Source organism: Kitasatospora saccharophila, from assembly GCF_039529925.1.
GTDB classification, from domain to species: domain Bacteria; phylum Actinomycetota; class Actinomycetes; order Streptomycetales; family Streptomycetaceae; genus Kitasatospora; species Kitasatospora saccharophila.
In genome coordinates this window covers 1-23355 of record NZ_BAAANS010000088.1, presented here as the reverse complement: position 1 = coordinate 23355, position 23355 = coordinate 1, and the positions used below count along the sequence as shown (strand labels likewise).

17 protein-coding genes and 1 tRNA gene are annotated in these 23355 nt (G+C 74.6%); 8 read left to right on the top strand and 10 right to left on the bottom strand.

Annotated features, from left to right (window positions below; all coding sequences use genetic code 11):
* Nucleotides 1-210: 210 nt before the first annotated feature.
* Together ABD345_RS36700 and ABD345_RS36695 are read right to left on the bottom strand one after the other, a co-directional pair.
* Entirely contained in the window at nucleotides 211-498 is a 288-nt protein-coding gene (locus ABD345_RS36700; RefSeq protein ID WP_344558728.1) for a hypothetical protein, read from the bottom strand.
* A 245-nt stretch (nucleotides 499-743) separates the two neighbouring features.
* Nucleotides 744-1979: a glycosyltransferase gene (locus tag ABD345_RS36695; RefSeq protein WP_344558726.1), complete on the bottom strand. Its 1236-nt coding sequence runs from the start codon at nucleotides 1977-1979 to the stop codon at nucleotides 744-746.
* Nucleotides 1980-2109: 130 nt separating this feature from the next.
* Here ABD345_RS36695 and ABD345_RS36690 point away from each other — a divergent pair, with 130 nt between their 5' ends.
* The 4 genes from ABD345_RS36690 (at nucleotide 2110) to ABD345_RS36675 (ending at nucleotide 8838) form a co-directional block, all read left to right on the top strand.
* Nucleotides 2110-3588, top strand: coding sequence for an FAD-dependent monooxygenase (locus ABD345_RS36690; RefSeq protein WP_344558725.1), 1479 nt, complete (start codon nucleotides 2110-2112; stop codon nucleotides 3586-3588).
* 177 nt (nucleotides 3589-3765) lie between these two features.
* A complete protein-coding gene (locus ABD345_RS36685; protein ID WP_344558723.1) occupies nucleotides 3766-5934 on the top strand; it encodes a protease pro-enzyme activation domain-containing protein in 2169 nt (722 codons plus the stop codon).
* A gap of 247 nt (nucleotides 5935-6181) precedes the next feature.
* Nucleotides 6182-7270, top strand: coding sequence for an XRE family transcriptional regulator (locus tag ABD345_RS36680; protein WP_344558722.1), 1089 nt, complete (start codon nucleotides 6182-6184; stop codon nucleotides 7268-7270).
* Nucleotides 7271-7545: 275 nt separating this feature from the next.
* Entirely contained in the window at nucleotides 7546-8838 is a 1293-nt protein-coding gene (locus ABD345_RS36675; RefSeq protein WP_344558721.1) for a peptidoglycan-binding protein, read from the top strand.
* Nucleotides 8839-8859: 21 nt separating this feature from the next.
* Here the strand turns inward: ABD345_RS36675 and ABD345_RS36670 are convergent, their stop codons facing one another.
* From ABD345_RS36670 to ABD345_RS36650, 5 genes are all read right to left on the bottom strand, one after another.
* Nucleotides 8860-9519: a TrmH family RNA methyltransferase gene (locus ABD345_RS36670; protein ID WP_344558720.1), complete on the bottom strand. Its 660-nt coding sequence runs from the start codon at nucleotides 9517-9519 to the stop codon at nucleotides 8860-8862.
* Nucleotides 9516-11666, bottom strand: a complete 2151-nt coding sequence (locus ABD345_RS36665; RefSeq protein WP_344558719.1) for an FUSC family protein — start codon at nucleotides 11664-11666, stop codon at nucleotides 9516-9518. Before ABD345_RS36665 ends, ABD345_RS36670 begins: the two co-directional genes overlap by 4 nt.
* 35 nt (nucleotides 11667-11701) lie before the next feature.
* Nucleotides 11702-12802, bottom strand: coding sequence for an HTTM domain-containing protein (locus ABD345_RS36660; RefSeq protein WP_344558718.1), 1101 nt, complete (start codon nucleotides 12800-12802; stop codon nucleotides 11702-11704).
* Nucleotides 12799-13422, bottom strand: coding sequence for a DUF5819 family protein (locus ABD345_RS36655; RefSeq protein ID WP_344558717.1), 624 nt, complete (start codon nucleotides 13420-13422; stop codon nucleotides 12799-12801). Before ABD345_RS36655 ends, ABD345_RS36660 begins: the two co-directional genes overlap by 4 nt.
* Nucleotides 13423-13483: 61 nt before the next feature.
* Complete coding sequence (locus ABD345_RS36650) at nucleotides 13484-14608, bottom strand: rhodanese-like domain-containing protein (protein ID WP_344558716.1); 1125 nt, start codon at nucleotides 14606-14608, stop codon at nucleotides 13484-13486.
* A gap of 214 nt (nucleotides 14609-14822) precedes the next feature.
* Between ABD345_RS36650 and ABD345_RS36645 the strand changes: the two genes are divergently transcribed.
* Nucleotides 14823-17480, top strand: a complete 2658-nt coding sequence (locus ABD345_RS36645) for an ATP-binding SpoIIE family protein phosphatase (RefSeq protein ID WP_344558714.1) — start codon at nucleotides 14823-14825, stop codon at nucleotides 17478-17480.
* A 27-nt stretch (nucleotides 17481-17507) separates the two neighbouring features.
* On the opposite strand, the gene ABD345_RS36640 is transcribed toward ABD345_RS36645, so the two are convergent.
* A complete protein-coding gene (locus tag ABD345_RS36640) occupies nucleotides 17508-18167 on the bottom strand; it encodes a hypothetical protein (protein WP_344558713.1) in 660 nt (219 codons plus the stop codon).
* A 316-nt stretch (nucleotides 18168-18483) separates the two neighbouring features.
* Nucleotides 18484-20265, bottom strand: coding sequence for a phosphatidylglycerol lysyltransferase domain-containing protein (locus ABD345_RS36635; RefSeq protein ID WP_344558711.1), 1782 nt, complete (start codon nucleotides 20263-20265; stop codon nucleotides 18484-18486).
* A gap of 178 nt (nucleotides 20266-20443) precedes the next feature.
* Between ABD345_RS36635 and ABD345_RS36630 the strand changes: the two genes are divergently transcribed.
* Together ABD345_RS36630 and ABD345_RS36625 are read left to right on the top strand one after the other, a co-directional pair.
* Nucleotides 20444-21112 (top strand): response regulator, encoded by a 669-nt coding sequence (locus tag ABD345_RS36630; protein ID WP_344558709.1) that lies wholly within the window; start codon nucleotides 20444-20446, stop codon nucleotides 21110-21112.
* A complete protein-coding gene (locus ABD345_RS36625) occupies nucleotides 21109-22266 on the top strand; it encodes a sensor histidine kinase (protein ID WP_344558707.1) in 1158 nt (385 codons plus the stop codon). The genes ABD345_RS36630 and ABD345_RS36625 overlap by 4 nt, the downstream gene beginning before the upstream one ends.
* 106 nt (nucleotides 22267-22372) lie before the next feature.
* Here the strand turns inward: ABD345_RS36625 and ABD345_RS36620 are convergent.
* Nucleotides 22373-22456, bottom strand: a tRNA-Leu gene (locus tag ABD345_RS36620).
* A 354-nt stretch (nucleotides 22457-22810) separates the two neighbouring features.
* Here ABD345_RS36620 and ABD345_RS36615 point away from each other — a divergent pair.
* Nucleotides 22811-23355, top strand: a 545-nt coding sequence (locus ABD345_RS36615; protein WP_344558705.1) for a DUF3662 domain-containing protein, incomplete at its 3' end; no start/stop codon positions are given.

Sequence of the window (23355 nt, the reverse complement as noted above, 5' to 3'; positions counted from 1 at the left end):
CATCGTGGGCAACCCCCTGAAAGCCATGCCCGGCGTCTCTGGGCCTCTGGACCTTACGACGGCCCGTCCAACCCACCAACAACGTAGGACCCCCTGAACCGGCCCCGGCCGCGAGGTTCGCTGAGCACACCCGGGACTCCCACGGCACCGCCACCGTCGTCGCGGTCCGACGCCGGCCCCGCCCCTGACCGGCCGAGCAGGTCTCGGCCCTCAGTCCTTCCAGTCGAGTTGGTGCGCGGGCACGCCCACGCTCACCCCGTGGGCGACCGCTTCCGCGCGGCGGGGGTCGTCGGCGCCGGAGTAGCGGAAGACCCGGCCGGAGAAGACCACCACCCGTTCCTCGTCGCCCACCCGGTAGTCGGCGTACCAGCCCCCTTCGGCGGAGAGGGCGTCCGCCAGCGCCTCGGCGAGCGGGGCGTCGTCCTCCGCGTCGCTCTCGAACTCCAGCACCGTCCACACCGGAGGCTGGCTTCCGCGCGCCGTTGCGGACAGGTCCATGCGCGTCACCCGACAGACCCGCAGTCCCGTCAACTCCAGTACCGCACCCGACTTCAGGCTCTCCCCGATGACGCACCCCGTGATCACCGCGTCCCCCTCCAGGCGTCGACGTCTCGGCCACCAGCGTAGGCGTCGCACCCGGGCCCCGCGACCACCGCGGCGAAAGCGGGCCCGGGCGCCGTCCCACAACAGCGTCCGGGCCCGCACCCTGTCCGGGGGGAGCGGACAGGGAGTCGTCAAGTGCCTTACGAACGGCGGGGGTTGAACACCCACACCCGCAGCAGCACGAACCGCACCAGCGTCGCGGCCGCGTTCGCCGCCACCAGCACCACCAGCTCCACCCCGTGCCCGGCCTCCGGCGAGGCGGCGTGCAGGACGGCGACGGCGCCGCTGGTGAGGACCAGTCCGACCAGGAAGGCCAGCCCGCCCTCCAGTTGGTGCTTGAGGGCGTCCCGGCGGCCGGTCACGCCGAAGGTGAAGCGCCGGTTGGCGGCGGTGTTGAAGACCGCGGTGACGGCCAGCGCCAGCGCGTTGGCGACCAGCGCGGGCACCAGCCGCCGCAGCCCCAGGAACAGCAGCAGGTAGGCCAGCGTGCACAGGCCGCCGATCACCGCGAAGCTGACGGACTGCCAGCCGAGGCCGGGCGGCACCTGCGCCCGCCGGACGCGGTCTGGCAGGTCGACGCTGCCCTTGCCGGCCAGGGTGCGCCGGGCGACCCGGGCCATGCCCTTGAGGTCGTCGACGACGGTGCGGACGATGTCGACCCGGCTGTCCGGGTCGTCCACCCAGTCCACCGGCACCTCGTGGATCCGCAGCCCGGAGGCTTCGGCGAGCAGCAGCAGCTCGGTGTCGAAGAACCAGGCGTTGTCCTCGACCTGCTCCAGCAGCCGCTTGACCACCTCGGTGCGGCCCGCCTTGAACCCGCACTGGGCGTCGGAGAACTTGGCCGCCATGGTGGCCCGGAGCAGGAAGTTGTAGGTGCGCGAGATGAACTCCCGCTTGGGCCCGCGCACCACCGCCGAGCCGCGGTGCAGCCGGCTGCCGATGGCCAGGTCGCTGTGCCCGGACAGCAGCGGCGCGACCAGCGGCAGGAACGCCTCCAGCCCGGTCGACAGGTCGACGTCCATGTAGGCCACCACGTCGGCCTCGCTGTCGCCCCACACCTGCCGCAGCGCCCGCCCCCGCCCCTTGAGGTCGAGGTGCACGGCGCGCACCGGCCCGAGCTCCGCGGCCAGCGCGGTGGCGACCTCCCAGGTGCCGTCGACCGAGGCGTTGTCCGCCACGGTGATCAGGTAGTCGTACGGGAAGGTCTCCGCGAGGTAGGCGTGCAGCTCGCGGACGCAGCGCTCCAGCGAGTGCTGCTCGTTGTACACGGGTACGACGACCTCCACGAGCCTGGTCCTCACCACGGTGTCGGCCGGGTCCCGGCCGTCGACCGCCGGGACGGGCCGCAGGGTCTGGCGCATCGCTGGCTGTGTCATGGGAAGGAGGTTCACAGTCCCTGATGGGCCCGCGATGATGGCAGCCTGAGAGCGCGCTGAGAACCCGGGCTCCGTGGACTCCGGCCGGTGCCCGCACCGGCCCTGGCGGCAAGACGAACGGGAGAGACCGATGTCCGAGACGGAGTTCACCGCGGACGTGCTGGTGGTCGGCGCCGGCCCGACCGGCCTGCTGCTGGCCGGCGACCTGGCCGCGGCCGGGCTGCGGGTCACGGTGCTGGAGAAGCGGGCCGAGGAGTCCGGCCTGACCAGGGCGTTCGCCGTGCACGCCCGCACCCTGGAGCTGCTGGACGCCCGCGGCCTGGCCGACGAGCTGATCGCCACCGGCCGCCCGGTGCCCTCGATGCGGGTGTTCGGCCGGCTCCGGGTCGACTTCGCCGGCCTGCCCACCCGCTTCCCGTTCGTGCTGGTCACCCCGCAGTACAACACCGAGCGGGTGCTGCGCGAACGGGCCGTCAAGGCCGGTGCCGAACTGCGCCGCGGCACCGAGGTGACCGGCCTGCGGCAGGACGCCGCGGGCGTCACGCTGACCGCCCGCACCGCCGACGGCACCGAGCGGAGCCTCCGGGCCCGCTACGCGGTCGGCGCCGACGGCGTGCACTCCTCGGTGCGCGACCTGCTGGGCGTCCCGTTCCCCGGCGAGGCCGCGGTGCGCTCGGTGATGCTGGCCGACGTCCGGCTGGAGCGGGAGCCGGAGGAGCCGCTGACGGCCGGCGCGGGCGAGGCCGGCTTCGCCTTCCTGGCCCCGTTCGGCGACGGCTGGTACCGGGTGATCGGCTGGAGCCGCGAGCACCAGGTGCCGGACTCCGAGCCGGTGGTGCCGGGCGAACTCGCCGACCTGCTGCGCGAGGTGACGGGCCGGGACCTCGGCCTGGGCGAGGTCCGCTGGACCTCCCGCTTCCACAGCGACGAGCGCCAGGCCCCCGGCTACCGCTCCGGCCGGGTGCTGCTCGCGGGGGACGCCGCGCACTGCCACTCCCCGGCCGGCGGCCAGGGCATGAACACCGGCCTGCAGGACGCCGCCAACCTGAGCTGGAAGCTGGCCTCGGTGCTCCGCGGCTGGTCCCCCGACGCCCTGCTGGACACCTACCAGACCGAGCGCCACCCGGTCGGCCGGGCGGTGCTGCGCTCCTCCGGCGCCCTGGTCCGGCTCGCCCAGGGCCGGCACGCCCCGACCCGGGTGCTGCGCTCGGCGATCGGCGCGGCCGCCGACCACCTGGGCCCGCTGGCCGAGCTGGGCGCCAAGCAGGTCTCCGGCCTCGGGTACGCCTACCCGGCCGAGAAGGGCGCCCACCCGCTGGTCGGCCGCCGGGTCCCGGACCTGCGCCTGGCGGTGGACGCGCCGGGCGGCCCGGCCCGGCTGCACGAGGCGCTGCGCTCCGGGAAGGCGGTGCTGGTCAGCAACGACGAGCTGTCGGTGGCGGACTCCTGGGCGGAGCGGGTGGTCACCGCGGCCCCCGCCGACCCGCACGGCAAGCTGCGCGACACCGTGCTGCTGGTCCGTCCGGACGGGCACGCGGCCTGGGCCTGCGCCGACCCGACCAGGGGCGAGCTGCGGGCGGCGCTGAGCCACTGGCTCGGCCGCCCCTGACATTCAGTGTGCACCGGAGCGAAATGGGGTCAATTCACTGAATTGAATTCACGCTTCACAGTTGACTGTTTTTTAGTAAGCAATTGCCCGGGCATGGGCCTTTTCCCGCGAGTTCTCTGAGAGATTCTGGCGAGCGTTTTCGAAACCCGGAACGCCGCCAGATTTCCGGAGGAGCCCGTGCGACCCCGCTCGCTCGCCCTTGCCGCCGCCCTCGCGGTCCTTCCCCTCGCCGCCGTCTCCCTGGGCACCGCAACCGCCCAGGCCGCCCCCTCCCCCAACGCCACCGCCCGGGTGGCCCTGCCGCAGACCGTCACCCCGGCCGTCGCCCGCTCGCACCGGCAGGGCGACGTCCCGGCCGACCGCCGGATATCCGTGGCGGTCTCGCTGAAACTGCGCGACACCGCAGCACTGGACGCTTTCCTAGCGGCGGTCGCCACCCCCGGCACCGCCGAATACGGGCACTACCTGACGCCCGCGCAATTCACCGACCGGTTCGGCCCGACCGCGGCCGGTGTCGAGCAGGTCCGGGCTTTCCTCACCGCCCAGGGGCTGAAGGTCGACTCGGTCAGCGCCAACCGCCAGGTGGTGAACGCCACCGGCACCAGCGCGCAGCTCTCCGCCGCCTTCGGCACCCACGAGTCGACGTACACCGACCCGCAGCAGGGCGGCCGGACGTTCTTCGCCAACGACGCCGCCGCCTCGGTGCCGGCCGCGCTGGCGGGCGTGGTCGAGGGCGTCAGCGGCCTGAACGACCACACCGTGCGCACCACCCGGTTGGCGGAGCCGCAGGCGTCCGCCCCGCACGCCACCCCGTCCGGCTTCGGCCCGGCGACGTACGACGGCGCGTACCGGCTGAACCAGCTGGGCGCGGACGGCACCGGCTCCACCGTGGCGCTCTGGGAGTTCGACGGCTACAAGTCCTCGAACCTGACCACCTACGACAGCCAGTTCGGCCTGTCCGGCCCGGCGGTGAGCACCGTGTCGGTGGACGGCGCGAACTACGACGCCAAGCCCGGCGACGGCCAGGGCGAGGTGGAGCTGGACTCCGAGATCGTCCGCGGCGTCGCCCCGAAGGCCACCCAGCTGGTGTACGAGGCGCCCAACAGCGACCAGGGCGAGATCGACATGGCCGCCAAGATCGTCTCGGACAACCGGGTCTCGGTGATCTCCATCTCCTGGGGCTCCTGCGAGCCGGACACCACCGCCTCCTCGATGACGGCGGTGAACAACTCCTTCAAGCAGGCCGCCGCCCAGGGCATCTCGATCTTCTCGGCCTCCGGCGACGACGGCTCCCGGGACTGCACCCGCTCGACCTCCGGCTCGACCGTGAAGGCCGTGGACTTCCCCGCCTCCAGCCCCTACAACACCGGCGTCGGCGGCACCAACCTGAAGGTCTCCGGCACCGCGTACAGCTCGGAGAGCGCCTGGTCGACGGCGGGCGGCGGGGTCTCCACCCAGTTCGCCAAGCCGAGCTGGCAGACCGGCACCAACGTCACCGGCACCATGCGCACCGTCCCGGACGTCGCCTCGAACGCCGACCCGAACAGCGGCTTCGCGATCTACACCCAGGGCAGCTCCAGCCCCGGCTGGCAGGTCTACGGCGGCACCTCGGCGGCAGCCCCGCTGTGGTCCGGCTTCGCCGCGCTGTACAACCAGAAGGCGCTGGCCGCCGCCAAGCCGGTGCTCGGCGAGGCCAACCCGAAGATCTACGCCGTCACCAACTCCGCCTCCTACGGCAGCGCCTTCCACGACGTCACCAGCGGCGCCAACCAGGACTTCGGCACCAAGGCCGGCTACGACCAGGTCACCGGCTGGGGCAGCCCGGTCGCCGACGGCCTGGCCGCCGCCCTGCTCGGCTCCGGCGGCACCACCCCGCCGCCCACCGGCTCCTGCACCGCCGCCCAGCTGCTCGGCAACCCCGGCTTCGAGACCGGCAGCGCCGCTCCCTGGACCGGCACCTCGGGCGTGGTCGACAACTCCTCCTCCGAGGCCGCGCACGGCGGCTCCTGGAAGGCGTGGCTGGACGGCTACGGCTCCGCCCACACCGACAGCCTCGCCCAGACGGTGTCCGTCCCGTCCGGCTGCACCGCCAAGCTGAGCTTCTGGCTGCACGTGGACACCGCCGAGACCACCACCAGCACCGCGTACGACAAGCTGACCGTCTCGGTGAACGGCACCACCGTCGCGACCTACTCCAACCTGGACCGCGGCACCGGCTACGCGCAGCGGACGATCGACCTGAGCGCCTACGCCGGGCAGAGCGTCGCGGTGAAGTTCACCGGCGTCGAGGACTCCTCGCTGCAGACCTCGTTCGTGGTCGACGACACCGCGCTCAGCGTGTCCTGACCCCTCGCCGACAGCGGTGCCGGGAGGCCCTCCGGGGTTCTCCCGGCACCTCTGTGTCGGCGGTGTTGCCGGTTCGGTCCGCTTGCGAAATGCTTGTCGTGACCACTGTCATATGTCCTGATTAATGACGTAGCCTCTCAACCCTCATAGGGTTCCCACACGCTCGGCGACGCACCACCGAAGCACCGCCGAGCACCGTGGCGCCGGGGGTGATCCCGCCGAACCCGCCGGGTGGGGAAGGTGTCGCATGGGCTCGCAACAACCGCAGCACGCCGGCCGGCTCCGACTGGTCGGACAGCGCGACCACAGCGGCGAACCGCCGCCGCCCGCCCCGCCGACCGCACCGGCCCCGGCCGCCGCACCGGCCCCGCAGCCCTCCCGGGCCCCCCAGGCCGCGCCGGTCCCGCCGACCGCACCGGCCGCGACGACCGCGCCGGTCCCGCCCGGCGGTTTCGCCGAGGTGCTGAACGCCGCCGTCGAGAACAGCGGCCTCAGCCTCGACCGGATCCGCGCCGCGCTCGCCAAACAGGGCGTCAGGGTCAGCGTCACCACGCTCAGTTACTGGCGGCGCGGCCGCAGCCAGCCCGAACGCGCCACCTCGCTGCGCGCCGTGCACCTGCTGGAGGAGCTGCTCGGGCTGCGCCACACCGCGCTCACCGCCCTGCTCGGCCCGCCCCGCCCGCGCGGCCGCTGGGTCACCCAGGGCCCGGCCCCCGACGGCCTGCGGCTGGAGCAGGTCTGGCCCGGCCAGGCCGAACTGGTCGAGGTGTTCGCCGAGCTCGACGCCCCGCCGGCCGGCCAGCTGGAGCGCCAGTCCATCCACGACGCCTACTACGTCGACGCCTCCCGCCGCGGCCACCTGCTGCGGATGCGCCAGGTGGTGCGGGCCACCGTGGACGGCGTCACCCGGCACGTGGTCGTCCACAAGGCCGACGAGGGCGTGCAGAGCTGTCCCGAGATCACCTCCGTCCGGCACGCCCGGCTCGGCCGGGTCCGCCGCCGCCCGCTGAGCGGCCTGCTGGTCGCCGAGCTGCTGCTCGACCGGCCGCTGGCACTGGGCGACTCCACCGTCCTGGAGTACGAGGTGCAGATCCCCGACTCCGGCCCCACCACCGACTACGGCCGGTTCTTCCCCGCCCCGGTGCGCGAGTACGTCCTGCAGGTGCACTTCGACCCCGCCGCCGTCCCGGTCCAGTGCGAACGCTTCGACCGCGCCCCGGGCACCGAGGTCGACCGCCACCGCGAACCGCTGTGGATCGGCGCCTCGGCCAGCGCCCACGTGCTCACCGCCGACCAGCAGCCCGGCCAGATCGGCATCCGCTGGCAGTGGGAGTAGTCCCCCTCGCCCGCCGCTTCCCTCCCGAATCTTCCCTATCCTTCCCTTTCTTTCCCATTCGCTCCCCTTTATTACCTTTCCTTCCACTTCGTTCACTTTCGCCCCTTTCATCCCATTGGCCCCGTTTCGACCCTCGCCACGCCCGACCCCGCGGTGCGCGCGTTCACCCGAACCGCCCTGTCGGACGCCCCATCAGGTGGTCCGCGCCACCTCCGCCGGGGAACGTGAGTCCCACTCAGCGAGCTCACGAGGAAAGGCGGGACCCACCCGTGCTGATGGAGTTCAGCGATGTCGAGCCGGACGACTCCTGCGCCTGCGGCGGCTGCGCCGACCGCCGCCGGGCCCGGCTGCACGCCGTCCGCTCGCCCCGCCGCCGCCCCCTCGGGGCCCGCCGCGCGGCCTTCCTGCTGGCCGCCGCCGGCAGCGTGCTGGGCGGCTCCGCCGCCGCCCCGGCCGCGGCCGCGCCGCGCACCGACAGCAGCCCGCTGATACCCGACTCCCCGCAGGGCGAGGTGGCCGGACCCTACGGCGCGGACCCCGCCGCCCACCGCTCCATAGCCGCCCAGCCCGCCACCACCCGGGCCGAGATCCTGCGCCGGGCGCAGACCTGGGTGGACCAGAAGGTGCCGTACAGCATGAACAAGTACTGGTCGGACGGCTACCGGCAGGACTGCTCGGGCTTCGTCTCGATGGCCTGGGGCCTGGGCAGCAGCCAGACCACCTGGACGCTGCCGGACTTCGCCGACCGGATCACCAAGGACGACCTCCAGCCCGGCGACGCGCTGGTCTACAACAACCCCAAGGACCCGGAGGGCGGCTCGCACACCGTCCTGTTCGGCGGCTGGGTGGACGCCGCCCGCACCAAGTACACCGCCCTGGAGCAGACCCGCCCCGGCACCACCAAGCGCAGCACCCCGTACGCGTACTGGAGCAACGCGAGCGGCTACCTCCCCTACCGCTACAAGGGGCTGAGCCAGCCGATGCCCGCGCCGGACTCCGACGCCTTCCCGGGGGCGGACAAGTTCGGGCCCGGCCAGGTCAACCCGTACGTGACCCGGCTGGGGAAGATGCTGGTCGAGCGCGGCGGCGGCCGGTTCTACCGGGAGGGACCCAGCCCGGACTGGGGCGAGGCCGACCGGAAGGCCACCGAGGCGTTCCAGCTGGCGCAGGGCTGGCGCGGCACCGAGGCGGACGGCTACCCGGGCAAGGACACCTGGGACTACCTGGTGCACCACAAGGGCAAGGACATCCCGCCCGCGACCGCCCCGACCCCCGCCACCCCGGCCGACCCCGGCGCCCCGAAGCCCCCGCCGCCCGCACAGGCCCCGGCCCCGGCCTTCCCCGGCGCCGACCGGTTCGGCCCCGGCCAGGTCAACGACGACGTGCTGCTGCTCGGGCGGCAGCTGGTCGCCAAGGGCTTCGGCGCCGCCTACCGGGAGGGCCCGAGCCGGGACTGGGGCGAGGCCGACCGGCGGGGCGTGGCCGCCTTCCGGCGCGCCCGGGGCTGGAGCGGCGCCGAGGCCGACGGCTACCCCGGCCCGCACACCTGGAAGCTGCTGTTCTCCTGAGGCCGCCCGGCGGGGGCGCGCTCAGGAGGTGGCGGCGTGCTCCCGCACCCAGGCGTGCATGGCGATCGCGGCGGCCGCGCCCGCGTTGATCGAGCGGGTCGAGCCGAACTGCGCGATCGAGCAGACCGCCGCCGCGTGCTCCCACGCCTCGGCGGTCAGCCCCGGCCCCTCCTGCCCGAACAGCAGCACGCAGCGCTCCGGCAGCCGGAAGGTCTCCAGCGGCACCGCGCCCGGCAGGTTGTCGATCCCGATCACCGGCAGCCCGCGCTCCGCGGCGAAGGCGGCCAGCGAGGCCACCGAGCCGTGGTGGCGCACGTGCTGGTAGCGGTCGGTGACCATGGCCCCGCGCCGGTTCCACCGCCGCCGCCCGACGATGTGCACCTCCTCGGCCAGGAAGGCGTTCGCGGTGCGCACCACCGAGCCGATGTTGAAGTCGTGCTGCCAGTTCTCGACCGCGACGTGGAAGCCGTGCCGCCGGGTGTCCAGGTCCGCGACGATCGCCTCGTGCCGCCAGTACCGGTAGCCGTCCACCACGTTGCGCCGGTCGCCCGCGGCCAGCAGCTCCGGGTCCAGCCGGGGGTCGGCGGGCCACGGCTCCGGGTGCGGGCCGACGCCGATCTCCCGGTCGTCGCCAAGGTCGTCGTACTGCTCGCCCAGCTGGGGCACCGAGGTGTCGCTCACGCCCCCAACGGTACGGGCTCGGGCCGGGCCGCCCGCTGCCGCGTCCGCACCGAGCGCTCCAGCTCGGTCAGGGCCTGCATGACCAGCCGGGCCCCGGCCCGGGTGACGTCGATCCGGTCGTCCCGGGGCAGCCCGGCCAGCTGGTGGTCCCAGGTCCGGTGGGCCTCGCGCAGCAGGGTGAAGTCGACGTCCTGGCCGAGCAGCACCGCGGCGGCGGCCAGCGCGGTGGCGTCCCGCAGTTCCTCGCCGAACGCGGCGGCGCCGGGCACCGGCGGGGCGTCCTCCCCCGGCAGGTGGGCCTCCAGCAGGACGGTGGAGCGGTCCAGCATGCCGACCGCCGACCGGGCCTTGTCGAACTGCTTGCGGCTCAGCTCCCGCAGCACCTGCTCGTCGTGCCGCACCGGCTCCACCTCGGCCCGGTCCAGCGCCGCCAGCATCTCGCTGCGCGCCTCCCGCACGTCCAGCAGGGCCGGCCGCACGTCCTGCTCCGCGTGCCCGCCCGCCGGGTCCCCGTACGCGGTGAACACCGCCGCCGCGTACCGCCCCGCCGAGGCCAGCCACTCCGCCAGCCGCTCCGGCAGCCGGGCGGTCTGCCAGGTCGGGAACAGCGCGTACGCGGCGAGCGCGATGAACCCGCCCAGCAGCGTCATCGACACCCGGTCCACCGCCAGCCGCACCGGGTCGCCCGGCTGCAGGCCGAGCAGGAACACCACGTACGAGGAGATCGCCACCGTGGTCACCGCGTACCCGGTGCGCATGGTCAGGTAGGCCAGGCCCATGCAGCACACCGCCAGCACCGCCAGCACCCAGTCCCCCGGGTCGAACAGCTGCACCACGGTGGTGGACAGCAGCACCCCGGCGGCCGTCCCGGCCACCCGGGCCACGCCGCGGCTGAAGGTCTGCGCGAAGTCCGGGCGCATCACCATCGCCGTGGTCATCGGCGCCCAGTAGCCGTGCTCGATCCGCAGCAGCCGGGCCGCCAGGTAGGCGGAGGTCACCACCACCGCCATCCGCGCCGCGTGGTGGAAGATCGCCGAGTGCCGGTGCAGCTGCCGCCCGACGGTGGCCAGCGCGGCGGGCGCGACCTTGGCCAGCGGCGGGCGGCGCAGGCCGGTGGTGGGCTCGGTGCGGGTCTGCACGGTGCCGCGGTCCTGCCGGTCGAGCCGGTCGGCGGCCCGGCCCAGCAGGCCGGAGAGCCGGCGGGCCGAGCGGCGGGCGCCGCCGCGCAGCAGGTCCTCGCCGCTGCCGCTGCCGGGGCGGGCCAGCGTCAGACCCGGGGTGTCCTTGGGCAGCCGGAGCGGGTCGCCGCTGCGGATCGCCCGGGTCAGCGCGTCCAGCACCTCGGCGGCGGCGGCCAGCACCTCCCGGGCCCGGTCCCGCTCCGGGCCCTCCTCGGCGGCCCCGACCCGCGGATCGGCCAGCGCCGCCAGCGCCGGGCGGATCCGCTCGGCGATGGTCCGCAGCCCGCGCAGCTCGGGCGGGCGGCGCCGGGCCTGCCGGGCGGTCAGCCTGGCGGCCTGCCGGCCGACGATGAACGGCTCCGGATCGACCTGCGCCACCGGGTCGTGCCGCAGCCGGCGGGCGTAGTCGCCGAGCCCGGCGTAGATGTCGGCCAGCGCGTCGCGCTGGGCCCGCCAGCTGTCGATCGGCCAGAGCGTCACCACCAGGGCCTGGACCGCGCCGCCGACCGAGCAGAGCAGCCCGTGCTCGATCGCGGTGGGCACCGACACCGGTAGCTGCACCACCACCATCATCACCGCCAGCGTGTTCGCGGCCACCACGCCCGCGGTCGGCCCGATCGCCCAGGCCAGTCCGGCGCCGAACGCCCACAGCGCCAGCAGCACCGGGTACGCGCCCGGGATGCCGACCGCCACGTAGCCCAGGAAGGTCGACAGGCCCAGCCCGGCGGCGGCCACCAGCGCAAGCGAGGCGCGCGGCCGGAACGAGCGCTGGAAGGTCGCGGTGCCCGCGATGAACGCGCCCATCGCCGCCGAGGTGGCCTGCGCGGGCCCGAACAGCAGCAGCGTCGGGAAGACCACCAGCGCGGCCGCCACCGCCCCGCGCAGCGCCCGCTTCGGGTTGGTCAGCGAGCGGTCCACGGTCAGCCCGGCCTTCGCGGTGTCGCGCAGGGCCGTGAACCAGGACATACCGCGAGCTTAACGACTTTTCGCCCGGCGGCTCGTCAGTCGCCGGGCCCGCCCACCGGCTCGCCCGCCGACGCCCGCCCCGGCCCGGCTTGTACCGCCCCGGCCTCCGCTGCCCCGGCCTCTGCCGACCCGCCCGCCGACGCCTCCACCGGCCCGCCCGGCTCGCCCGGCCGCTCCGGGCGCCGGGCCGCCCACCACCCGGCCGCCCGCCCCCGCACCGCCAGCAGGAAGGCGGTCGGCAGGAACACCGCGTCCGCGGAGACCATCGCCAGCGAGAAGAACGGCAGCCCGAGCAGCAGCGCGATCGCCAGGTGCTCGACCACCATCACCGCCAGCAGCACGTTCTTCAGCCGCCGCGCGGCCAGCGAGAACGGGAAGCCGACCTGCATGACCACGGTGCCGTAGGTCAGCGCGAAGGTGACCAGCAGGCTGCCGCCGAGCAGCCCGGACAGCTCCGGCCAGGGCGTGAAGTAGCCCAGCTTCAGCGGGTAGAAGACCGCGGTGCCGTCCTGCCAGCGGGAGCCCTGCACCTTGTACCAGCCGGCCGTGGCGTACACCAGCACCACCTGGACGGCGATCACCAGCATCGCGCAGTTGTGCAGCATCGCGGCCAGCGCGTCGGCCAGCGCCCGCGGCTCGCCCCACTCGGACGGGTCCTTGCCGGGTCGGCGGGCCCGGCGGCGGGCGTCCAGCGACCAGACCCGGCCGCAGCGGGTGAACACCAGGTAGATCGCCATCAGGTGGACCAGGTTGTCGCCGCCGTCGCCGAGGAACACGTTCCGGTTCTGCAGCGACAGCACGGTCAGCGCGAACAGCACCGAGGAGGCCCTGGTCCGCCAGCCCAGCGCCAGCGCGAGGGCCGACAGCAGCGCCAGCAGGTAGACCGCCTCGAACCACCAGCGGCCGTCGCTCCAGGACAGCGCGGTGAACGCGTGGGTGTCGGCCAGCAGCCGCTCGTTCAGCGCCGCCGACCAGGGCGAGCGGTCCCCGTACAGCACCCGCCGGTTGGGCCACTCGCGCAGCAGGTAGGCGCCCCAGGTGCCGGCCACGCCGATCCGCACCACGGCGGCCTGGTGGGGGGCGAGGGTGGTCAGCAGGCGCGGCAGCGCGGCCCGGACGGCGGCGGGGCCCGTCACAGGCCCTCCCGGTCCTCGGGCTGGACCGGCCACCAGGGCAGCTCGCGGGAGTGCGGGGCGGTGTCCACCTGCTCGGTGCTCCAGGGCGGCGGGGCGACGGCGGTGAGCGTGACCCGCAGCTGGACCTGGATCACCCGGCCGCCGTCCCCGCCGATCCGCTGCAGCGCGATCCGCTCCAGGTACCGCTCGGCCAGCTGCCCGCGCGAACCGGGCACCGCCCGGACGTCGCCCTCGCCGTGGGTGGACTCGTAGAAGTCCCAGGCCCGGCGCAGCAGGTTCTGGTCCAGGTGGCTGGGCGCCGGGTCGTGCCGGATCGCCGCCCAGTCCTGCGCGGTCAGCCCGTGCCAGTCGCCGGTGACGACCTGCCCGTCGGCGCCGATGCTCTGCACCCGGGCGTCCACCGTGACGTTGCGCTGCAGCGGGTCCGGCGCGAACAGCTTCCAGTTCTGCTCGAACTCCGGGTAGACCACCCGGTCGATCTGGGTCCGGTACTCCTTGGACACCGAGTTCGCGGGCGCCACGTACAGGAAGAGCACGCCGAGGAACGCCAGGACGCCGCCCCCCAGGGCCACCCCGGCGAGCACCAGCACCACCCGGGCGGGCTTGGACCAGACGCGCACGGCGGCCATCCTGCCGTACCGCCCACGCGTTCGAACAGGGGCGCGGGCCCTTGCGTCCGCCCTACAGGACGAACGGCTGCTGCCCGGTGCCGCTCACCATCGGACGGCCCGCGGCCTCCCAGGCGAACATCCCGCCGTCCACGTTGACCGCGTCCCGGCCGCCCGCCACCAGGTACTGCACCACCTGGGCGGAGCGCCCGCCGACCCGGCACATCACGTACAGCCGCCCCTCGGGCAGCTCGTCGAGGCGGGCCACCACCTGGCCGATCGGGATGTGCAGCGCGCCGTCCACGTGCCCGGCGTCCCACTCGTCCTGCTCGCGGACGTCGAGCAGGACGGCGTCGGCGGGCACCGAGGCGGCGTCGGCGGTGGGCAGCTGAGCGAACATCGAGGGGTTCTCCCGGGGTGCGTGGTCGGACGGGTCGTTCGGGCCATTGTCGGGCAGCAGCGCGGCCAGCCGCGCCTGCCGCTCGGCGGCGGTGGCCAGCAGCCGCTCGGCGAGGTCCTCCAGCAGCCGCTCCGGCTCCTCCGGGCGCAGCAGCAGCAGTTCGCCCATCGGCGTCCGCTCCAGCCGCACCCGCTCCACCGCCAGCGCGGTGATCCGGCCGGACAGCCACTCCAGGCGCTGGCGCAGCCAGCCCAGCCGGTCCGGGGAGTCGGCGGCGGGCGCCGAGTCCGGGGAGGAGGACCACTCCTCGGCGAGCCGCTCCAGCTCCGCCGCGTCGGCCAGCGCGTACGCCTCGTTGACCCGGGCGATGAACGCCGAGCGGCGCTCCTGCTCGGCCGGGTCGGTGGTCAGGTCGGGGTGGGCCCGGCGGGCCAGCTCGCGGTAGACCCGCTGGGCGTCCTTGTCCGGACGGACCCGCCGGGCCTCCGGCTCGCCCTCGCGCGGACCGCGCTCCTCGGCGGGCTCGACCCGCTCGCGGGCCTCCCGGGCCCGCCGCAGGTCCTCCGGGTCGCCGCTGAGCGCCGCCACCGACTCGGCGATCAGCGCGTCCAGCTCGTCCAGCTCGGCGTACAGCGGGCCGAGCAGCTGGTGGTGGGCCAGCGCGAAGTTGTCGATCCCCACCCGCAGGGTGGCCACGTCGACGTCCAGGGTCAGCCAGGCCAGCTCGGCCGCCGCGACCCGTTCCTCCAGGTCCCGCCGCTCCGGGTCCGCCCACACCTCGACGCTCGGTACGCTCACCCTGGCCACCCTACCGGGGCGCGCCGCGCACCCGATCGGGTGGCGCCGTAGCACCCCGGGGGCGCACGGCGGGCGACACGCAACTGATACGGACGAATCTGCCCGATTGACTACCTCCTCCAGCCGTCTCCGTGCTTCATTGGAGGGCGCGCGCAAGGACGCGCGCACCGGCCAGGAGGAGCAGCAAGCACAACAAAGGGGCAGACCGATACCCATGGTGGACCAGCCCGACTCCACACCACCCGCCGGAGTGGTCGCCCTGCTCCGGGTCGCCGCCGTACTGGTCGACCCGGACGGCCGGATCGCACTGTGGAACCGCACCGCGGAGGAGCTGTTCGGCCACCGCGCCGAGGTCACCCTCGGCCGCGCCGCGCGCGGCCTGCTGCCCGCCGTCGACCCCCGCCCGGACGGCACCGGCCAGGCCCACCGCGGCGACGCCCTCGACACCCTCGACGACCTGGTGCTGGACGGCCCGTGGGCCGGCCCGCTCACCGTGCACGACCGCGAGGAGCGCCCGCGCGACGTGCTGTGGTGGGCCTACCCGCTGGTCGAACCGGTCGGCCGCTCGCTGCTCCTGCTGGCCACCGACGCCCGGCCGCTGCGCGCCGCCGGCCCCCGGATCGCCCTCGGCGAACGCCTCGTGCCGTACGCCGCCGCGCCCGCCGCGGCCCGCCCGCAGCAGGTCGACGCCGCCTTCGCCCCGCCCGGCCCGGCCGCCGCCGAGGCGCTCGCCGCGCTGCTCCCGCCGGGCTCCGAGGAGCGCCGCCGCCGACTGCTGGACGCCCTCGCCCAGGCCGGCCCGCCCGCCCTGCGGGTGGACGCCGCGACCCGGCTGCCGGTGGTGCCCTACCAGTCCTCCCCGGAGGGCGGCGGCACCGCCCGGATCGCCGCCGGCCTCGGCCGCCGCTACCCCACCCCGCAGCAGCGCGCCGCCCGCCGCCCGGACGGACCGCCGCCGGGCGCGGGTGCCCCGGCCCGCCCCGGGGTACGGATACCGCCCGCCGGGCCGGTGGACCCGCGGCCCGGCAGCTCCGTCCCCGCACCGCGCGACGCCGCCGCCCACGGCCCGACCCCGGGAGTCCCCGCCATCGACCCCGCCGCCGCCCCCGAACTCACCGCCGCCCTCGCCGCCCCCGCCGCCGTCCCGCCGAGCCGGACGGCCGCCCCCGCCCCCGGCTCCGACACCGGCGTGGAGGTGGTCCGCGGGCTGCCCGACGACGGCGACCTCGCGCTGCTCGCCTCGGTCGGCAGCCAGGTCGGCACCACCCTGGACCTGGACACCACCGCCCGCGAACTGTGCGAGGTGCTGGTCCCCCGGGTCGCCGACTTCGCCTGCGTCGACCTGCTCGACAGCCTGATCTCGGACGCCGAACTGCCGGTCGGCTCCCCCGACGACGCCACCATGCTGCGCCGGGTCGCCCGCACCTTCAACGCCTCCTCGCAGCGCTGGAACCACGTCCTGGACGAGGGCTCGCTGCTCGCCATGCCGCGCTCCACCCCGCCCGGCCTGGCCCTGCAGGAGAACCAGCCGGTGCTGGTGCCGCTGATCTCGGCGGACGTCGCGGTCGACTACGCCGCCTCGCTCGGCGGCCCCGAGCTGGAGCCCGCCGTGATCGGCCGCTCGATGCTGGTGCTGCCGCTGTCCGCCCGGGGCGCCGTGCTGGGCATCCTCAAGCTGCTGCGGCTCTCCGACCGGACGCCGTTCACCCGCTCCGACGCCGACACCCTCAAGGAGATCGCCGCCCGGGCCGCGCTCTCGCTGGACAACGCCCGGCTGCACCGCGCCGAGTCCAAGGTCGCCACCACCCTGCAGCGCTCGATGATCCCGACCCGGCCGCCGCGGATCCCCGGCGTGCAGGTCGCCCACCGCTACATGCCGGGCGACCGCAAGGCCGAGGTCGGCGGCGACTGGTTCGACGCCATCCAACTGCCCGGCAGCCGGGTCGCCCTGGTGGTCGGCGACGTGATGGGCCACGGCCTGCACTCGGCCGCCGCGATGGGCCGCTTCCGCACCGCCATGCAGACCCTGGCCGCCCTCGACCTGCCGCCCGGCCAGCTGCTGCGCCACCTCGACAACCTGGCCCACAAGCTCGGCGACGACCACCTGGCGACCTGCCTGTACGCCGTCTACGACCCGATCAACCGCACCTGCGAGCTCGCCTCGGCCGGCCACGTCCCGCCGGTCCTGGTGCACCCCGACGGCCGCGGCGAACTGCTGGAGCTGCCCTCCGGCGCGCCGATCGGCGTCGGCGGGGTGCCGTTCCAGACCAAGAAGATCGACGTCTCGGACGGCTCGATGCTGGTGCTGTGCACCGACGGCCTGGTCGAGGTCCGCGGCGGCGACATAGGGGAGGGCCTGGCGGCGCTCTGCGGCAACCTGATCGACCCCGGGCAGACCCCGGACGAGGCCTGCGACACCGTGCTGAACACCCTGCACTCGGACGACCGGCAGGACGACATCGCGCTGCTGGTGGCCCGCTTCGACGGCGTCCCGCCGACCGAGGTCGCCACCTGGCAGCTCGGCGTCACCGAGCTGGAGGTCGGCCGGGCCCGCCGGCTGGTGCGCGACCAGCTCGCCACCTGGCAGCTCGACGCCCTCGCCGAGACCGTCGAACTGCTGGTCTCCGAGCTGGTCACCAACGCGGTCCGGGTGGCCCGGGCCGAGGTGCAGCTCCAGCTGATCCGGGTCGACAAGCTGCTGGTCGAGGTCAGCGACGACAACCACAACCTGCCCTCGCTGGAGCCCGCCGAGTCGATGTCCGAGCGCGGCCGCGGCCTCAACCTGGTCAGCAAGCTGGCCGAGAAGTGGGGCACCTCCCGCAAGGCGGTCGGCAAGGTCGTCTACTTCGAGATGCCGCTGCCGCGCGGCTGAACCCCCGGGAGCCGGATCAGGGCGGGCCTACGGCGCGACCGCCGCCCTGGTCCGGCCCTTCGCGGCCACCGAGGCGGCCGCCCCGACCCCGGTCAGCACCCGCGGCCAGTAGTCGCCGAACACCTCGACCCAGACCGCGATCAGCACCGCCGCGCTGATCGCCACCAGGTGCTCCAAACCGGCCAGGTTCGGCAGCACCAGCGCCTCCGCCGTCATCGCCAGCACCACCGCCCCGCCGGTCCACCAGGCCCGGCAGCGCAGCGCCACCACCACGGCCAGCGCCACCACCGCCGCCGAGGGCCCGGTGTCGCGCACGTGCGCCACCCAGCGCGGGAAGCCCAGCGCGTGGTGCGGGCCGAGCGCCACCCCGATCCGGGCGAACAGCGTGCCCGCCAGGGTGCAGACGTACGCCACCACCAGGGTCAGCCGCCGCCCCAGCACCACCTCGGCGATCCCGAACACCAGGAACACCTGCGCCAGCGCCCCCCACACCGGCAGGTCCAGGGCCGGCACGTACAGCGACAGCGGGGTGCGCAGCAGCGACACGTCCAGCGGCAGCGCCGCCTTCACCACCCCGATGTCGGACACGAACCGGTCCCCGCCCGGCAGGTGCTGCACCACCGAGAACAGCAGCACCAGCGCGGTCGCCGCGGTCGCCAGCGGCACGGCGGCGAATTTCCGCCGCACCAGCTGCTCCTTCACGGAAGCGAACAGCTCCCCCCACTCCGCGACCGCGGCCCGGCGGAATACCGCCCACCACTTCGGTCGCACGCCCCCCGCGTGGGTGATCTGCTTCACGAGCCGTTTCTCCCGTCGATTCCGTTCCTACCCGGGTCACCGCTTCCTCCGCGCCCCGTATCCGACCCTACGCACCGGGCCGCCCCGCGGCATCGGCTCCGGGAACCGCTCCCGGGGTCATCCCCTGGGCTGACCCCGGGCCCGCTCCGCCCCCCGGCGGAGGGACCACCCCCCTTCCCCTGCCGTACCCGGCCGGGAAGCCCGCTCACCCGTGCCTGCGGCGGAACAGCGCCGGCATGCTCGGCGCCGTGATGAACCCCTCCGCGCGGGCCGAGGCGATGCCGATCCGGGGAATCTCGCCGCTCTTCTCGAAGAGCAGGTAGCGCGGTTCCCAGATCGGCCGGTACTTCGCGTTCGCCCGGTACAGCGACTCGATCTGCCACCAGCGGGAGAAGAATCCCAGCACCGAACGCCAGAGCCGCAGCACCGGACCGGCGCCCAACTTCGAACCGCGCTCGAAAACCGACCGGAACATCGCGAAATTCAGCGAGACGCGTTCCAGTTCCACCTCCGGCGCGCGCTGCAGGAGTTCGATCACCATGAACTCCATCAGGCCGTTCTCGCTGTCCCGGTCGCGCCGCATCAGGTCCAGCGACAGCCCGTGCCGGCCCCACGGGACGAAGCTCAGCAGCGCCCGCAGCTCGCCGTCCCCGTCGAAGCACTCCAGCATCACGCAGCGCCCGTCGCCCGCGTCGCCGAGCCGCCCCAGCGCCATCGAGAAGCCGCGCTCGGTCGCGCCGTCCCGCCAGTGGTCGGCCCTGGCCACCAGCTCGGCCATCTCGCACTCGGGGATGTCCCCGTGCCGGCGGATCCGCACCGTGTACCCGGCCCGCTTGACCCGGTTGTACGCCTGCCGGACCACCCGCATCGCCCGGCCGTCCAGCGAGAACTCGTCCAGCTCGACGATCGCCTCGTCGCCCAGCTCCAGCGCGTCCATCCCGTGCCGGGCGTAGATCACCCCGGCCTCCTCGGAGGCGCCCATCACGGCCGGCACCCAGGCGTGCTCGCGGGCCTCCGCCAGCCAGGCGTCGATCGCCCCCGGCCAGGCCTCCGGGTCGCCGATCGGGTCGCCGGAGGCCAGCGTGACGCCGCCGACCACCCGGTAGGCGATCGCCGCCTTCCCCGACGGGGAGAACACCACCGCCTTGTCCCGGCGCAGCGCGAAGTAGCCCAGCGAGTCCCGCTCGCCCTGCTTCTCCAGCAGCTCGCGCAGCCGGGCCTGGTCCTCGTCGGTCTGCAGCTCCTCGCCGCGCGGCGAGCGGAACGCCACGTACAGCACGAGCAGGAACAGCACCGCGCTCATCACGTTGATCGCCGCGTTGACCCAGGTCGGCACCAGCACCACGTCGCGGACCCGCTCGGACGGGTTCAGCGTGATCATCCGGTGCACCGCGTAGCTGAACCGGGTGCCGAAGCCGGCGCCGGAGACCTCGTTGGTCAGCTGCACCAGCACCGAGCCGACCAGCCCGCCCACCAGCAGCCCGCCGACCGCGGCGGCGGCCGCGGTCCCCGGGTTGGAGCGGTCCCCCTTGGAGGTGAACTCCTTGCGGGAGACCAGCAGCGCCACCAGGAACAGGCCGGTCAGCACCACCGAGAAGTAGTTCCAGACGTGGTCCTTGTACCGGTCGCCCCAGGCCAGCAGGGCCAGGAAGCCCAGGAACGTCACCCCGGCCAGGCCGAAGTTGAAGATCCACGCCGCCCGCTTGCGCCGGCGCATCGCCACCGCCAGGAACAGCGCCAGGAGCACCGAGACCAGGCCGGCGGTCATCAGGTAGGGGGTGAAGAACTCACCCGTGTTGTGGCGCCGCACCTCGGCCCGGAACGGCACCGACAGCACCGCCGCCAGGTTCAGCAGGGCCATCAGCCGCAGGTACCAGACGGTCGACGCGGCGGCCCGCGGCCGCCACCGTGCCAGCGGACCGGGGCCCTCGCCGTTGGTGGGGGACACGGCCGGGGAAGCCGTCTTCACAGTGGACACAGCAACCATTCCAGACGATCGATCACAGGGGCGCATCCGCTCGCGGTCCCGCGCACTCCACCCCGATTTCCATGGTTGCCCAGCGGAGATGAGAATTGCGTGAATCCGGTAGCGGATTCCCACCCCCGCCGATCGGCGGGGGTACCGGACCGCCCCGGGCCCGAACCCGCCCCCACCAGGGAGAGACATGCCGCCGACCCGGGTCCTGATCGTGGACGACGAGGTGCTGGTCCGTTCCGGGCTCGGCCTGATCGTCGGCACCGCACCCGACCTGGAGGTGGTCGGCGGCTGCTCCGGCGGCCAGGCCGAGCTGCTGACCCGCCAGCTCGCCCCGCAGGTGGTCCTGCTCGACGTCCGGATGCCCGACCTGGACGGCATCAGCGTGCTGCGCCGGCTGCGCGCGCTGCCCGACCCGCCCGCCGTCGCGATGCTCACCACCTTCGACACCGACGAGCACATCGGCACCGCGCTGCGGGCCGGCGCCGCCGGGTTCCTGCTCAAGGACACCGCCCCCGAACAGCTGGTGCACGCCGTCCGGGTGCTCGCGGCCGGCGGCAGCGTGCTCTCCCCGAGCGTGGCCCGCACCGTGATCAGCGGCTACGTCGAGGGCGGCGGCCCCGACACCACCGCCGCCACCCTCACCGGCCGGCTCACCGGCCGCGAACTGGACGTGCTGGCGCTGCTCGGCGAGGGCCTGTCCAACGCCGAGATAGCCGACCGGCTGTTCCTCGGCACCGGCACCGTCAAGGACCACATCAGCGCCATCCTGGGCAAGCTCGGCGCCGCCAACCGGGTCCAGGCCGCCGTCATCGCCCACCGCGCCGGGCTGGTCCGCGACCGGCGGGACGGGGAGTGACCCCCGAGGAGCCCGCCGCGCCCCGCCGCCGCGCCCCGGCCTGGCTGCGCTCCCCGCGCGCCGCCCTGCTCGCCCCGGTGCTGCTCGCCGCGATGGACTCCGCCCTGGTCGCCAAGGACTCCGCGCCCTGGCAGCTGGCCCTCTCCGCGCTCTCCGTCGTCGTCCTGCTGTGGCGCCGCCGCCACCCCCTGCCGGTGGCCCTGCTCACCCTGCCCGGGGCGTTCTTCAACGAGATCTGGCTCGCCCCGCTCACCGCCGTCTACGCGGTGGCCGCCGCCTGGCCCCGGCCCCGCGTCCCGGTCGCCTGCGCCACCGCCTTCGCCCTGGTCGAGTTCTTCCACTGGCCGTTCGACCCCGACCTGTTCGAACTCAGCCGGGACAACGCGCTGTACGCCATCCAGTCCGTGATGCTCGGCGCCGGACCGGCCGCCCTCGGCATGCTCGCCCGCACCCGCCGCGAGCTCGCCGAACGCGTCACCGAACTCACCGCCGGCCGACAGCGCGAGAGCCGGCTGCTCGCCGAGAAGGTGCTCACCGCCGAACGGGCCCGGCTGGCCCGCGAGATGCACGACGTGGTCTCGCACCAGGTCAGCCTGATCTCGATCCAGGCCGGGGCGGTCCAGGTCTCCAGCACCGACCCGGCCGCCCGCGAGGGCGCCCGCACCATCCGCGAGCTCTCCGTCCGCACCCTCGACGAACTGCGGCAGATGGTCGGCGTGCTGCGCGCCGCCGGCGTCCCGGGCACCCCGCTCGCCCCGCAGCCCACCCTGGCCGACCTGCCCCGGCTGATCGAGGGCAGCGGGCTGGCCGTCAGCAGCCGGCTCGACCCCGGCCGCCGGTCCTGGCCCGAGGCCGTCGAGCGGGCCGCCTACCGCACCGTCCAGGAGGGCCTGACCAACATCAGCAAGCACGCCCCCGGCGCCCCGGTCACCGTCAAGGTCGCCGCCCGCGGCGGCAGGCTGCACGTCGAGGTCCGCAACGGCCCCCCGCCGGCCCTCCCCCCGGACCCGGAGCCGGTCGGCGCCCCGCTCCCCGGCGGCGGCCACGGCCTGATCGGCCTGCGCGAACGCGCCGCCCTGCTCGGCGGCACCTTCACCGCCGCCCCCGCCCCCGACGGCGGCTTCGTCCTGCACGCGGTGCTGCCCGCGCACTGAGCCGATCGGCCGTCAGCCGGACCGGCCCGGGTCGGCCCGGTTCTGGTGCACCGAAATCGGAGAACGAGAAAGCCCCCCAGATCCGAAGATCTGGGGGGCTTCGCTGTGCGCGAGGGGGGAGTTGAACCCCCACGCCCTTTCGGGCACTGGAACCTGAATCCAGCGCGTCTGCCTATTCCGCCACCCGCGCATGGGTGTTTGTCTTCAGTTGCTTACCGCTTCTTCCGACCTGTCGAGAAGCTTACCGCATCTCTCGAGGTCTTCCGTTCGGCTCCCTTGCGGGCGCCCCTTCCGACATGGAAAACATTAGCACGCCCCGAGCCGTACCTGCGAATCCATTCCCCGGGCCCTCCCTGCACGGCTCCCGGCGGCCCGCAACCGGAGGCCGGGCGAACGAGTGAGCGGGCCGTCCGGCGGGTACCCCTCCGGGCGCGACCTAGGCGGGGAACCGTACGGAAGGGCCGGGCGTGGATACGATCAGTACGGAAGTACCGCTTTCCAGCCGACGAGCCGGCCCGTCCGACGCCCTGAGAGGGGGTGCCCCGTGGGAGTCCTGAAGAAGTTCGAGCAGCGACTCGAAGGTCTCGTGAACGGCACCTTCGCGAAGGTGTTCAAGTCCGAGGTCCAACCGGTGGAGATCGCCGGCGCCCTGCAGCGCGAGTGCGACAACAACGCCACCATCTGGAACCGGGACCGCACGGTCGTCCCGAACGACTTCATCGTCGAGCTCAGCCCGCACGACCACGAGCGGCTCAGCCCCTACTCCACCCAGCTCGGCAACGAGCTGGCCGGGATGGTCCGCGAGTACGCGGAGGCGCAGCGGTACAGCTTCATGGGTCCGCTCCAGGTCGCCCTGGAGAAGGCCGACGACCTGGACACCGGCCTCTACCGGGTGCGCAGCCGCACGCTGACCGCCGAGGAGCCCCAGCGGCCCGCCCCGGCCCAGCCGCCCGCCGCCCCGCCCGGCTACGGCCGCCCGCCGACCCCGCCCGCGCCCGGCGCGCCCTGGCACCAGGGGGCGGCCGCCGCCCCGGACGGCGCCCCGCCGCTGGTCTGGGACCGGCTGATGCGCAGCGGGACCATCCCGGC

What these genes read in the sequence shown, in the direction of transcription:
- ABD345_RS36700 (WP_344558728.1), bottom strand. Translation starts at nt 498, where the DNA reads ATGGACCTGTCCGCAACGGCGCGCGGAAGCCAGCCTCCGGTGTGGACG.
- ABD345_RS36695 (WP_344558726.1), bottom strand. Translation starts at nt 1,979, where the DNA reads ATGACACAGCCAGCGATGCGCCAGACCCTGCGGCCCGTCCCGGCGGTC.
- ABD345_RS36690 (WP_344558725.1), top strand. Translation starts at nt 2,110, where the DNA reads ATGTCCGAGACGGAGTTCACCGCGGACGTGCTGGTGGTCGGCGCCGGC.
- ABD345_RS36680 (WP_344558722.1), top strand. Translation starts at nt 6,182, where the DNA reads ATGGGCTCGCAACAACCGCAGCACGCCGGCCGGCTCCGACTGGTCGGA.
- ABD345_RS36675 (WP_344558721.1), top strand. Translation starts at nt 7,546, where the DNA reads ATGGAGTTCAGCGATGTCGAGCCGGACGACTCCTGCGCCTGCGGCGGC.
- ABD345_RS36665 (WP_344558719.1), bottom strand. Translation starts at nt 11,666, where the DNA reads ATGTCCTGGTTCACGGCCCTGCGCGACACCGCGAAGGCCGGGCTGACC.
- ABD345_RS36645 (WP_344558714.1), top strand. Translation starts at nt 14,823, where the DNA reads ATGGTGGACCAGCCCGACTCCACACCACCCGCCGGAGTGGTCGCCCTG.
- ABD345_RS36635 (WP_344558711.1), bottom strand. Translation starts at nt 20,265, where the DNA reads ATGGTTGCTGTGTCCACTGTGAAGACGGCTTCCCCGGCCGTGTCCCCC.
- ABD345_RS36630 (WP_344558709.1), top strand. Translation starts at nt 20,444, where the DNA reads ATGCCGCCGACCCGGGTCCTGATCGTGGACGACGAGGTGCTGGTCCGT.